The organism is Conexibacter sp. W3-3-2 (assembly GCF_009707605.1).
In the GTDB taxonomy this organism is placed as follows: domain Bacteria; phylum Actinomycetota; class Thermoleophilia; order Solirubrobacterales; family Solirubrobacteraceae; genus Paraconexibacter; species Paraconexibacter algicola.
This window is the reverse complement of sequence record NZ_WLYW01000001.1, coordinates 827,872-840,591: the sequence shown is the minus strand read 5'-3', so window position 1 is coordinate 840,591 and position 12,720 is coordinate 827,872. Positions and strand designations below refer to the sequence as shown.

The following is a 12,720-nucleotide window of genomic DNA, read 5'->3' as shown; positions in this document are numbered from 1 at the left end:
AACGATGCGCAACTTCCTCCTCACGGCCCCGCTCGCGGCGGCCATCGCCCTGGCCGCGGCCGGGAGCGCCCAGGCCGGCACGGCCACGCTCTGGGGCTGCCACGGTCCCACGGGCGCCCCGCTCGGCACCGACGGCCTGCTGGCCCTCGGCAACGGCAGCGCCATCGCCAACACCACGGGCAGCGGCTGCTCCGGCTCCGGGGCGAGCGACGGCCTGCGGCTGGCGTTCACCTCCAGCACCCCGCAGAACGGCAGCCTCGCCGCCTGGCGGATCACCTCGCCGGGAGGCGTGACGGTGACCTCCGCGGCGATCGAGCGCACGCTCGGCAGCTTCGGCACCGCGAGCGCGCAGCCGGGGGCCTACCGGCTCCGTACCGGCACCGGCGCGTCCGTCGAGGAGCGCCTGTCCTCGGACGGCACCGCCAACGGCACGCTCAGCACGGGCGGCGCCGCCTCCGGTGACTTCGTCCAGGCCCAGCTCAGCTGCGAGGCCCCGACGACCTGCACCACGGGCTTCCCGACGGTCGACGTGCGGTCGCTCTCGCTCACCGTCAACGACGCGTTCCCGCCCAACGGGAGCGTCTCCGGGCTCACCGAGCCCGCCCGCGGCACCGCGAGCATCAACGTCCAGGCCAGCGACCAGGGCCTCGGGCTCCTCAAGGCCGAGCTCACCGTCGACGGCGTGCTCCGCCAGACGGCCGACCTCGCCGGCGCGTCCTGCGTCGACATCGGCCCCGCCCGTGCCGGCTACGACCTCCCGGTCGGCGTCGCGTGCCCGAAGACCGGGAACACGGCCCTGACGGTCGACACGACGGGCCTGGCGAACGGGAACCACCGGTTCGTCGTCACCCTGACCGACATCTCCGGCAACGCGGTCGAGCTGCTCAACCGCGACGTCCGCGTCGACAACTCGGCGGCGCGCCCCGGCTCGACCTCGGTCGCGATCAACATCGGCGGTGGCCTGCAGGAGGGCCTCGTCGGCGCCGAGTCGCTGCCGCTCACCTCGGCCCCCGGCCGCTGCCTCAGCCCGCGCCTGACGATGGTGCTGTCGCAGCGTCCCGCCAGCCGTGACCGGCGCGGCGTGCCGATCTTCAAGAAGGGTCGCCGCTACCGCTTCCGCGGCAAGCTGACCTGCCTGTCCAACGGCAAGCGCGTCATCGCCCCGCGCGGAACGGCGATCGAGGTCGTCAACCGCATCGGCGGCAAGGCCGTGTCGAAGTCCGGGGCCTCGGTGCGCACGCGCGGCGAGATCACCTGGTTCAACCCGGCGAACTACACGACCCGTGAGATCGAGTTCCGCTACCGCCCGCGTACGGGCTCGGCGGCGCGCGTGACCCAGCGGATCATCGTGCGGTGAAGCGCGGCGGGCTGACATCCCTGCTGCTGTTCGTGGTCCTGGCGATGGTCGGTACCGGCGCTCCAGCGTGGGCGCAGGACCCCGACCCCGCCACGACGGGTCCGACCGGTCCCACCGGCGTCGCCGGTCCGACCGACCCCACGGGGCCGTCCGGGCCGTCCACCGATCCGGAACCGGTCGTGACGCCGCAGCCGACGCCGGCTCCCGACGAGGGCATCAAGGTCACCACGACGCCCGACCCGGAGCCGACGCCCACGCCCACCCCGGTGCCCGAGGGCACCGGCGGGGACTTCGGCGGCGGCGTCGGACTGGTCGTCGGTCGGATCATCGGCGCGGCGATCAGCACGCCCACCAGCTGGGAGTTCACGCCCGACCTCGTCGGTGAGCTGCGGGAGCTGCGCAGCACGCTCGTCGTCCGGGTCACCACGACCGATCGCGTGACGATCGGCGCGGACGACGCGGACAGCACGGGAGCCGCCCGTGGACGGATCGCCACGAGCGCCGGCCGGCTCGGACTGCCGATCGTCGCCGCGGTCGACGGGCGCCGTCAGGCGCTCAGCGAGCCCGTGCGCCCGCCGCTCGTCGAGTTCGACGACGCGGTCACCAACAGCCCGGTGCGGGTCGAGCTCACGCAGCGCGTCCGCAAGGGCCAGCAGGTCAAGGACCTGCGCCAGAAGCACGTCATGGTCACGATCGCACCGCCGGTGCCGTGACCGAGGAGACCAGGAGCAGCATGCCCACACGGACGACCATCGCCGCGCTCGCCGCCGCAGCCCTGCTGCTGGCGCCGGCCGCCACGCACGGACAGACATCGACGACGACCACCGGCACGACCGTCAAGGGGACGGTCTTCGCCAAGCGGCTCGCCGAGCGTCTGACGACGACCTTCCGCATCACCGCCACGAGCGTGAAGTGCAACACGACGGTGCGCTACGCGCCCGGGTCGATCTCGCGGTGCAAGGCGCGTTTCGCCACCGGCGACGCCACGACCATCCGCGTACGGTTCACGTCGACCAAGGGCGGGTTCGTCGCGGCCCCCCTCGGGCTGCTCCTGCGCGACATCGAGTACCGCATCGCCGAGGACCTGGTGACGAAGCAGGGGGCGATCGCCGACTTCACCTGCCCGTTCCGCCGCGCCGTCAAGGCGGGGGACCGCTTCCCGTGCTACGGCACCGAGGCGGCGGGGGACGGGACCACCTCTGACACGGGACGTCAGGGATACATCTACGACGTGACGCAGCTTGGTTCAGGGCGCGTCACGTTCACGCTCAGGGCCTGAGCAGGAAACGGGGACCGATACACATGCGGGAGTTCAACTTCATGAAGCGCACGCTGACTCGAGGTGCCGTCACGGCCATCGTCGTGCTCGCGGCGACCCCTGGGCTGTCGGCAGCGCAGCAGATCCAGGACGGTGACGTCGCAGCTAACGTGAGCGCGAACGGGGTGCTCGGTACGCTGCAGCTCATCAACGGCCGCAACGACCTGTTCCGGGAGACGATGAGCGTGGCCCGGATCGGTGTCGACACCAGCAAGCGCTTCATCGAGTACTCGACGCCCACGGTCTCGGGGTCGACCGCGACCGCGAACGGCGCGCCGTCCGGCGATGCCGGCACGGCCGTCGCCACCACGGTCAGCGTCACCGACGCCGGCGCCACCGGCTACATGACCCGGGCGGTGACGGTCACCAACCAGGAGGCCGTCCCGCGCACCTACGCCTACTACCACTACGTCGACCTCGACATCCCCGCGCGGGAGTCGAACAGCACGGCGGTCGAGGGGGCCAACGGGCTGCGCCAGACCGGCAACGCCGGGTTCTACACCTTCATCTCGGGGCAGACCCCCGACGGCCGCTGGACGGGCATCAATCCCGAGGACTTCACGGCGACCCTGAGCTACGCCGGCCCGGTGCCGACGGTCACCTCGGGCGACGCGCGCATGCTGATCGAGCAGCGCGCCACGATCCCGGCCGGCGGGTCCTTCACCTTCCGGACCCGTGTGGCCGGCGACTCGGTCGCACCGACGATCACCGTCCCGACGCCGACCGCGACGATCTCCCGGCCGATCCTGGGCGAGCGGATCGGCCTCGACCGTCGCGTGCCGATCGACTTCGGCTGCACCGACGCCACGAGCTGCACCGCGACCGTGGACGGCACCCCGATCGCCGACGGCGACCTGCTGCCGACCTCGTCGCTGGGCACCCACAACATCGTCGTCACCGCCTCCAACGGGGGGACGTCGACCACCGCGAGCCGCAGCTACACCGTGGTCATCCCGACGGTGTCGCTGGCGATCAGCGGGAGCGGCGAGCTGATCAACAACGGCCTCGGCTTCCGGCCGTCCGACACGAACCTCGACTACACCGGGTCCCTGACCCTGAGCGTCACGTCGGATGCCGGTCCCTCGACGGTCACCGTGCAGGACCTCGGCGACGACCCGGGCTACCTCATCAACCCGGCCCAGGGCACCCCGGGCCTGCTGCAGAGCAAGCTCGAGGCACGGGTCGGCGCGGCGGGCTACGAGGCCATCGGGCGGGCGCCGCTCTTCCTCACGACCCTGACGGACCCGATCACGGGCCCGACGCTCCAGACGACGTCCGTCGACATCCGTCAGAAGATCGCCGCGAACGAGCCGCTGCGCTCCGGCACCTACGGCAAGACCCTCACGTTCACCGTCCTGGCCACGGGGCCGTGATCGGCACCAGCAACCGATCCGACGACCTCCAGGAGAACCGACTCATGCGCAAGACCCTTCTCGCGGCCCCGGTGGCGCTGGCGATCCTCGCCGGCCCGACCGCCGCCGCCCAGGCCGGGACCGTCACCTACTGGGGCTGCCACGGCCCCGCCGGACAGGCCCTGGGCCTCGACGGCCTCCTCGCGACGAACGCCGGCAACGCGATCGCCACGACGGTCGGCTCCGGCTGCTCCGGGACCGCGGCCGGCGACGGCCTGCGCCTCGCGTTCACCAGCGGGGCGCCCGCCTCCGGCAGCAGCGCGGCCTGGCGGATCACCTCGCCCGGCGGCGTCACCGTGTCCGCGGCCTCGGCGCAGCGTGCGCTGAGCGGCTTCGGCGGGCCCGGCGGCGGTCAGCCCGGGGTGTACCGCTTCGCCTCGTCGGGCGGCGGGATCATCGAGCAGCTCGAGACGACCGCGGCCGCCGGGGGCGCCGGCACCGTCACGGGCGCGGCCTCCGGGCCGTTCGCCGAGACCTCGCTGACCTGCACCTCCTCGTTCCCCGCAGCCTGCTCCGGCAGCGCGGCCGTGGTCGACGTCAGCGCGCTGACGCTCACGGTCAGCGACGACCGCGCCCCGAACGGCTCGGTCGGCAGCCTCAGCGAGCCCGGCCGCAACACGATGAGCTTCGTGGCCACCACCAGCGACGAGGGCACCGGGCTCGAGCGTGTCGAGCTGCTCGTCGACGGGGTGCTGCGGCAGACCGTCGACCTCGCGGGTGCCGCGTGCGCCGACATCGGTCCCGCCCGTCCGGGCGTGGACCTCGCCGTCGGGGTGGCGTGCCCGAAGAGCGCGACCCCGACGCTGAGCTTCGACACGAAGACCGTCGCGGACGGCAAGCACCGCTTCGTCGTCCGGGTGACCGACCTGTCGGGCAACGTCAGCACGATCCTCGACCGCGACGTGCGGATCGACAACTCGCCCGCCGTCAACCGGCTGCCCGACGGCAGCGTGCTCGGCCAGGCGCTCCCGCTCACCGCGGATCCGGGGCGCTGCCTCGTGCCGCGGCTGACGGTCCGCCTGTCGCAGCAGCCGGTCGGTCGCACGTCCTCCGGGGCGGCGATCTTCGCCAAGGGCAAGCGCTACCGCTTCCGCGGCACGCTCACCTGCAGGGACAGGGGCAAGCGCGTCGTCGCGCCCGCCGGGACCGCGGTCGAGGTGCTGAACATCGTCCGCGGCCGCTTCGCGGCGAAGTCCGGCGCCACGGTGCGCCAGCGCGGCGCGATCACCTGGTTCAACCCGACGAACTACTCGACGCGCACGATCCGCTTCCGCTACGTCCCGAGCACGGGCAACGCGGCGCGGGTCAACATCCCGATCGTCGTCCGCTGAACCGGCACCGGCGTCCGCCCGCGCAGGGCGGGCGCCACGACGCGCCGCGCGTCCCCCACCGCGGGTCGGGGGACCGGGCGCGAGGGGTAGGCTGACCGGCCGATGCGCATCTTCAGCGGGATCCAGCCCACCGGCCGCAAGCACCTCGGCAACTACGTCGGGGCGATCCGGCAGTACGTCGCCGGCCAGGAGCGGGCCGTCGAGGCCGGCGGGGACGCGATCTTCTGCATCGTCGACCTGCACGCCACGACGGTCCAGTACGACCCGGCCGAGCTGCGCGAGCGCCTCTACGACACGACCGCGCTGCTGCTCGCCGCCGGGCTGGACCCCGCCCGCTGCGTGCTGTTCCGCCAGAGCGACGTGCAGGAGCACGCCGAGCTCTGCTGGCTGCTGTGCAGCGTCACCGCGCACGGTGACCTCAACCGCATGCACCAGTTCAAGGACAAGAGCGCGCAGCAGCGCGAGCTCGTGTCCGCCGGGCTCTTCCTCTACCCGACGCTGATGGCCGCCGACGTGCTCGCCTACCGCGCCACCGAGGTGCCGGTCGGCGACGACCAGCGCCAGCACGTCGAGCTGATGCGCGACATCGCGCTGCGCTTCAACGCCCGGTTCGCGGCCGAGCGTGAGCCGGTCCTCGTCGTGCCCGAGCACCGCATCCCCGAGGTCGGCGCCCGGATCATGGACCTGCAGGAGCCGACGCGGAAGATGTCCACGTCGAGCAGCAGCATCGAGGGCACGCTCTACGTCCTCGAGGAGCCCGCCGCGCTGGTGAAGAAGTTCAAGCGCGCGGTCACCGACTCCGACAACGAGATCCGCTTCGACCGCGCGGCCAAGCCGGGGGTCAGCAACCTGCTGGAGCTCCTGGCCGTCGCGCGCGGGACCACCATCGCCGACGCCCAGGCGTCGATGGCCGACGCCCGCGGGTACGGCGACCTGAAGCTCGCGACCGCCGAGGCGGTCGACGGTCTGCTCGCGCCGGTCCGCGAGCGCTACGCCGAGCTGCGGCCCGACGAAGCCGCCATCGAGGAGGCGCTCGGCGCCGGGGCGGAGAAGGCCCGCGCGATCGCCTCCGGGGTCCTCGCGGACGTCCGGGAGGTCATGGGCGTCGGCCCGCGCCGCTGACCCGCGGCGTAGGGTCCGTGCCATGGGCGGCAGGGTCCAGCGGCACGGAAGGGTCTCGGTCCTCGCGCTGCTCGTGGGGCTGGCGCTCCCCGGGACCGCCGCCGCCGCGACCGTCGCGGTCGGGGACGGCGCGCTGACCGTGACCGCCGCGCCCGGAGAGCGCAACGACCTGCTCGTCGAGCCGCAGGGCGAGCTCGTGCGCGTGACCGACGCCGCGACCCCACCGGTCGCGCGCGACGGCTGCGCGGCCGCCCCCGACACGCCGCTCGCCGTCGTGTGCGCCGCGGCGCCCGTCGAGGTGGTGCGGGTCGAGGCGGGTGACGGGGACGACCGGCTCGTCACGCGGGTCGCCCGGCCGACGCTGCTGTCGGGCGGCCCGGGCGACGACGAGCTCACGGGCGGCGCCGGCCCCGAGCGGCTCGTCGGCGGCCCCGGGCGCGACACGGTCCGCTACGACGACGGCCGCCACGACGACGGGGTGGCGGTCACGCTCGGCGGCGGCGAGGACGACGGGCGCCTGGGCGAGCAGGACGACGTGCGCGAGGTCGAGGTGGTCGTCGGCGGTGCGGGGGACGACCTCGTCCGCGGGACCGACGCCGACGAGACCGTGATCGGCGGGGGCGGGGACGACGTCGTCGACCTCGGGGCGGGCGAGGACCGATTCGACGGCGGGCCCGGCGACGACGCCTGCCTGCTCGGCGGGCCCGGTCCCGACGTGTGCGACGGCGGCGCGGGGGAGGGGGACGTGGCGCGCCACCTCGGGTCCGTCCCGATGGTCCTGAGTCTCGACGGCCGCGCCAACGACGGACCGCGCGGCGCGGCGACCGGGAACCTCCTGGGGATCGAGGAGCTCATCGGCGGCGAGGGCCCGGACCTGCTCGTCGGCTCCGACGGCGCCGATCGGCTGTCGGGCCGCGGCGGCGACGACGTGCTGCGCGGCGGGGGAGGGGACGACGTCCTCCTCGGGGACCGCGGGGACGACACCGTCGAGGGCGGGGCGGGAGTCGACCGGGTGGCGTACGCCTCGATCTTCGTCGGCGGCCCGGTGCGGGTGACGCTCGACAAGATCGCCGACGACGGCGAGTCCGGGGAGCGCGACCGGATCGGCCGCGACGTCGAGATCGTCGAGGGCACGGCGACCGCCGCGGACCTCCTGGCGGGCGGCATCACGCCGGTGACGCTGCGAGGCCTCGGCGGCGAGGACCGGCTCGTCGGCGGGACCGCCCGGGACGTGCTCGACGGCGGGGACGGCGACGATCGCATCAGCGCCCTCGACGGCGTCCGGGACGTGCTCGACTGCGGCTCCGGGCTCGACCAGGTCGTCGTCGACCCGGTCGACGACCTGCGTGGCTGCGAGGTCCGTGGCCGCCAGCGGCCGGTGCTGCGCGTGACGCGCCGCACCGCCCCGTCACGCCTGCGGGTGCGCTGCCCGCGCGTGTACCGCGCGCCCGTGCGGCCCTACGCCCGGCGCTGCCGCGGTGTCGTCACCGTGCAGCGGGCCGGACGGATCGTGCTGCGCCGGCGGCTCGACGTGCCGTCCGGGCGCGGCCGGGACCTCCGCGGTCCGGCGCTGCGCGGCGGGGACCTCGCGCACTGGCGTCTGGACGGCGTCCGGCCGCCGGTCGCGGTCGCCCGGCTCGCCCCTTGACCGGGGCCGTTCACGTCCGAACCATCACGGTTGCAGGGACTTCCCGAAATGGTTCGCCGCCGTCCGATCGGGCCGTTAGCGTGCCGGGCGTGCCGATCACCGTGGCAGAGCTCGAGCTCGACCTCGACGTCTTCAGCGGGCCGTTCGACCTGCTCCTGACCCTCGTCCTGCGCGAGGAGGTCGACCTGCTCGAGGTCGAGCTCGCCGACGTGGTGCTCTCCTACATCGACCACCTCGAGGCCAAGGGCGAGCTCGACCTCGAGGTCGCCACCGAGTTCCTCGTGCTCATCGCCGCGCTGCTGGAGCTCAAGTCGCGGCTGATGCTCCCGCGTGAGGAGGAGGACCTCCTGGACCTCGAGCCGGGGGAGGCCGCGGAGGAGCTGCTGGCCCGCATGCTCGAGGCCGTCCGCTACCGCCGCGCCGCCGAGGAGCTGCAGCGCCGCCTGGCCGGCGAGCACCACCACCGCTACCGCGAGGCGCCGCTGCCGCGGTGGCTGCGCGAGTTCCGCGAGGACGAGGCCGACTCGGTCTACGACCCGCGACGGCTCGGCAAGGCCATGGGCGGCCTGCTGAAGATGCCCGAGCGCATCAGCCTGCACCACCTGAACATCCCGAAGGTCACCGTCGCCGAGCGGCTGTCGATCCTGCGCTCGCTGCTGCGACGCGGCACCTGCTCGTTCGACGACGCGGTCCGCGGCGCGGACCGGATGACGGTCGCGGTGACGCTGTTCGCGCTGCTGGAGCTCTACAAGCAGGGCGAGGCGACCTGGGAGCAGGCCGAGCCGTTCGGGGACATCGCGATCCGCCCGCCGCGGCAGGACGAGCGGCCGATCTGGGACGCGGTGACCGCATGAGCGACGACCGCCGCGACGAGCCCCGCGCCGTCGTCGTCCCGTTCGGCCAGCGCGCCACCGCGCCCGGCACGACGCCCGTCCCGGTGCCCGCCGCGGACGCGGACCCCGCTCCCGCCGCCGACGGCGCCGTCCCGGAAGCGACCGTCGCGACCGACGACGCCGCCGCGGTCGACGTCGCACCCGACGCGCCGCCCGCCGACGCGGAGCCCGCCGTCTCGTCGGCCGAGGACGTGCCGGCCGCGGAGCCCGAGCTCGTGGGCGACCCGGCGGACGTCGCCCCGGCGCGCGCCGCGGAGATCGGCCGCAGCGTCGAGGCGCTGCTGTTCCTGTCCTCCGAGCCCGTACGCGCACCGCAGCTCGCGGACGCCTGCGAGTGCGAGCCGCACGAGCTGGCCGCCGCGATCGCGCTGCTGCGCGAGGAGCTCGCCGAGGGCCGTCGCGGGCTGGTGCTCCGCGAGGTCGGCGGCGGCTACGCGCTCGCCACCGCGGCGGAGACCGAGTCGGCCGCGCGGCGGCTGCTCGCCAAGCCGCGCACCCCGCCGCTGTCGCCCGCCCAGGCCGAGACGCTGGCGATCGTCGCCTACCTGCAGCCCGCCTCGCGCCCGGAGATCACACGCATCCGCGGCGTCAGCGCCGACAGCGCGAGCCAGACACTGCTCGAGCGCGGCCTCATCGAGGAGGCGGGCCGCTCCCAGTTCGGCGCCGTGCTCTACCGCACCACGCCGCTGTTCCTGAAGCTGTTCGGGCTGCGGTCGCTGAAGGACCTGCCGCCGGTCACCGAGTGGGACCCCTCGCCCGACGAGGAGGCCGACCTGCGCGAGCGGCTGCTGCGCGCCGGCGAGGCCCGTGCCGGCACCACCGCCGTCGCCCAGCCGGGTGACGCGGACACCGGTCCGAGCACGGTTCCCGGGCTCGAGCCCGATCCCGCGCCGTCGCCCGCCGCCTGACCCGCGCCGCGGTCGAGGGGCTCAGGCGGACTTCGCGGCCAGCTGGCCGCAGGCCGCGTCGATGTCGCGGCCGCGCGTGAGCCGCACGGTCGCCTCGACGCCGTGCGCCTCGACCGTGTCGCGGAAGACGTCGATGACCTCGCGCGAGGACCCGTCGTAGGACCCGGTCGGGTTGTACGGGATGAGGTTCACCTTGTAGACCTTGGGGTCGAGCACCCGGGCCAGCTGCACGGCCTGCTCGGGCGCGTCGTTGACGCCCTCGAGCATCACGTACTCGACGAAGATCTTGCGCTTCTTGCGCGCGTAGAAGCGGGCGCAGGCGGCGAGCACGTCGCGGAGCGGGTAGCGCTCGTTCACGGGCATGATCTCCGAGCGCAGCGCGTCGTCGGCGGCGTGCAGGGACAGCGCGAGACGGATCGGCCGCTCCTGCTGCGCGAGCCGGTCGATGCCGGGGATCCAGCCGACCGTGGAGATCGCCTGACGGCGGTGGGCGACCCCGACGTCGGGCAGCCGCTCGCAGGTGGTGAGCACGTTGTCGAGGTTCATCATCGGCTCGCCCATGCCCATGAAGATGACGTTGTCGATCGGCTCGATCCGCCGGAAGTGCAGGGCCTGGTCGAGGATCTCCCCGGCGGACAGGTTGCGGCCGAACTTCATCGTGCCGGTCGCGCAGAACGTGCAGGTCAGCGGGCAGCCGGACTGCGAGGACAGGCAGACCGAGCGGCGGCCGTCCCGGTAGCGCATCAGGACCGCCTCGATCAGCCGGCCGTCCTGCGTGCGGAACAGCGCCTTGACCGTCCCGTCGGAGGCGTGCGCCTCCCGGACGAGCTCGAGCGTCGAGAACGGCACGCGCGCGGCGAGCTCGTCGCGCAGCCCAGCGGGCAGGTTCGTCATCTCCTCGTAGCCGGCGGCGCCGCGCGAGGCCCACTCCCACACCTGCTTGGCGCGGAAGGCGGGCTGGCCGAGGTCGGCGAGCGTGCTGTCGAGGAGCGCGAGGTCCACCCGCCCATGGTAGGTCGGCGGGGCGTCCGAGGCATCGCGGCCACCTCCCCGACGTCACCGGCAGGTCCGGTGGGCCGGTCGATCGACCGTGGCTCGCTCGGCGCGACCCGCGGGCCGGCGCGGCCCGCCGGACCTCAGCTCGCGGGACCCGCGAGCTGAGGTCCGGCAGGCAGGGGTGGAGGTTGTCCCGTAGCTCGTAGAACTTTGTAGGCGGCGGTTCTCCCGCCTCGTCCGCTCCCGTTGGGAGCGTGACGGGTGCTTGAAGTCCATCCGAGACAGGAGAACCGCCGTGAGGAACGTAGAGCAGGACCCCGACGGCCGCGAGCTCGCGCTGCCGCCCGCTGTGCAGGAGGCGCTCGGAGAGCTCGTCAATGCCGCCAAGGACGGGCTGCTGGCGTTGAGCGTCGGCGTCGGGCTCGGCGTGCTGGACACGCTGATGGAAGAAGAGGTCACCGAGGTCGTCGGCCCGAAAGGCCGACGCGACCCGGACCGCGTCGCGGTGCGCCACGGCCACGAACCGGGCGAGGTCACCTTGGGCGGCCGGCGTGTCGGCGTGCAACGCCCGCGGGTGCGGGCCGCTGACGGCAGCGGCGAGATCCGCCTTCAGACCTACGCGCACTTCGCCGACCGTGACCCACTCACCCGGGTCGTGCTCGAGCAGATGCTCGCCGGCGTCTCCACGCGACGGTTCGCGCGCACCCGGGAGCCGGTCGGCGAGCACGTGACCGCGGCCGAGCGGTCGACCTCCAAGAGCGCGGTCAGCCGCGAGTTCGTCGGGCGCACGACCGAGCACCTGCGCGCGCTCATGTCGCGCGACCTGGGCGACGTGCGGTTGGCGGCGCTGATGCTCGACGGGATCGAGCTCAAAGGCCGCTGCTGCGTCGTCGCCCTCGGGGTCACGACCGATGGGGTGAAGGTCCCGCTCGGCCTCTGGGACGGCAGCACCGAGAACCAGACGGTCGCCCGGCACCTCCTCGCCGACCTCGTCGACCGTGGCCTGGACCTCGACCAGGGCGTCCTGGTCGTCCTGGACGGCGGAAAGGCGCTGCGCGCGGCGGTCGACCAGGTCCTCGGCCCGGTCCCCGTCCAGCGATGCATCCGCCACAAGGAGAGGAACGTCCTGGACCACCTCCCCGAGGCCGATCGCGACCTCGTCAAGCGCAGGTTGCGCACCGCCTGGAAGCAGTCCAACTACGAGCTCGCGCTCGACGGCCTCAACCGGCTCGCCGACGAACTCGCCCACTCCCATCCCGGAGCCGCGGCGTCGCTGCGCGAAGGCCTCCCCGAGACGCTCACACTGCAGCGCCTCGGCTGCCCCGAGCAACTCCGCCGCACCCTCGCCTCGACGAACCCGATCGAGTCGATGATCGAGTTCGTCCGCCGCACCTCCAGGAACGTGAAGCGCTGGCAGTCCGGCGACATGTGCCTCAGATGGACCGCCGCCGGCATGCTCGAAGCCGAACAGCAGTTCCGGAAAATCATCGGCGTCGACCACCTCGCCACACTCACGATCGCCGTCGAGCGCGACCTCGCCGCCCGACGCTCCGCAACCGCCTCGCCGACCATGTCCACCACGACCCCCGAGCCGGCCGCTACGCTCGCACCCGCTCACTGATCACCGAACCGCCGCCGAGAAGTTCCACGGCGACCGGGACATCCTCCAGGGGTGCGGCGGCGCTCCCAGGGCGCCGTCGGGGCGGTGCGTCGCAGGGTCGCCCCAGGGCCCGGG

The 12,720-nt window shown here is 73.9% G+C and carries 11 protein-coding genes; 10 read left to right on the top strand and 1 reads right to left on the bottom strand.

All coding sequences use genetic code 11. The features are described from left to right. Nucleotides 1-4 precede the first annotated feature (4 nt). The 9 genes from GKE82_RS04230 to scpB all read left to right on the top strand — a co-directional run bounded on the left by GKE82_RS04230 (nucleotide 5) and on the right by scpB (nucleotide 9,989). Nucleotides 5-1,357: a hypothetical protein gene (locus GKE82_RS04230; RefSeq protein ID WP_154732418.1), complete on the top strand. Its 1,353-nt coding sequence runs from the start codon at nucleotides 5-7 to the stop codon at nucleotides 1,355-1,357. Beyond that, the gene (locus tag GKE82_RS04225) at nucleotides 1,354-2,070 is read left to right on the top strand and encodes a hypothetical protein (RefSeq protein ID WP_154732417.1); all 717 of its coding nucleotides are present in this window, start codon (nucleotides 1,354-1,356) and stop codon (nucleotides 2,068-2,070) included. Before GKE82_RS04230 ends, GKE82_RS04225 begins: the two co-directional genes overlap by 4 nt. A 20-nt stretch (nucleotides 2,071-2,090) precedes the next feature. Then, nucleotides 2,091-2,636 carry a DUF4333 domain-containing protein gene (locus GKE82_RS04220; RefSeq protein WP_154732416.1) on the top strand — a complete coding sequence of 182 codons (546 nt, stop codon included), beginning with the start codon at nucleotides 2,091-2,093 and terminating at the stop codon, nucleotides 2,634-2,636. A gap of 23 nt (nucleotides 2,637-2,659) precedes the next feature. Continuing rightward, a complete protein-coding gene (locus GKE82_RS04215) occupies nucleotides 2,660-4,048 on the top strand; it encodes a hypothetical protein (RefSeq protein ID WP_154732415.1) in 1,389 nt (462 codons plus the stop codon). 44 nt (nucleotides 4,049-4,092) lie between these two features. Beyond that, entirely contained in the window at nucleotides 4,093-5,418 is a 1,326-nt protein-coding gene (locus GKE82_RS04210; RefSeq protein ID WP_154732414.1) for a hypothetical protein, read from the top strand. A gap of 102 nt (nucleotides 5,419-5,520) precedes the next feature. After that, entirely contained in the window at nucleotides 5,521-6,540 is a 1,020-nt protein-coding gene (gene trpS / locus GKE82_RS04205; RefSeq protein ID WP_154732413.1) for a tryptophan--tRNA ligase, read from the top strand. Nucleotides 6,541-6,562: 22 nt separating this feature from the next. Next, a complete protein-coding gene (locus GKE82_RS04200) occupies nucleotides 6,563-8,188 on the top strand; it encodes a calcium-binding protein (protein ID WP_154732412.1) in 1,626 nt (541 codons plus the stop codon). Nucleotides 8,189-8,277: 89 nt separating this feature from the next. Next, nucleotides 8,278-9,042 carry a ScpA family protein gene (locus GKE82_RS04195; protein ID WP_233243920.1) on the top strand — a complete coding sequence of 255 codons (765 nt, stop codon included), beginning with the start codon at nucleotides 8,278-8,280 and terminating at the stop codon, nucleotides 9,040-9,042. Next, entirely contained in the window at nucleotides 9,039-9,989 is a 951-nt protein-coding gene (gene scpB, locus GKE82_RS04190) for an SMC-Scp complex subunit ScpB (protein WP_154732410.1), read from the top strand. Before GKE82_RS04195 ends, scpB begins: the two co-directional genes overlap by 4 nt. A gap of 21 nt (nucleotides 9,990-10,010) precedes the next feature. Here scpB and rlmN read toward each other — a convergent pair whose 3' ends face one another. Then, nucleotides 10,011-10,991, bottom strand: coding sequence for a 23S rRNA (adenine(2503)-C(2))-methyltransferase RlmN (gene rlmN / locus GKE82_RS04185; protein WP_154732409.1), 981 nt, complete (start codon nucleotides 10,989-10,991; stop codon nucleotides 10,011-10,013). A 289-nt stretch (nucleotides 10,992-11,280) separates the two neighbouring features. Between rlmN and GKE82_RS04180 the strand changes: the two genes are divergently transcribed. Then, nucleotides 11,281-12,606 (top strand): IS256 family transposase, encoded by a 1,326-nt coding sequence (locus GKE82_RS04180; RefSeq protein WP_196189050.1) that lies wholly within the window; start codon nucleotides 11,281-11,283, stop codon nucleotides 12,604-12,606. Nucleotides 12,607-12,720: the final 114 nt, after the last annotated feature.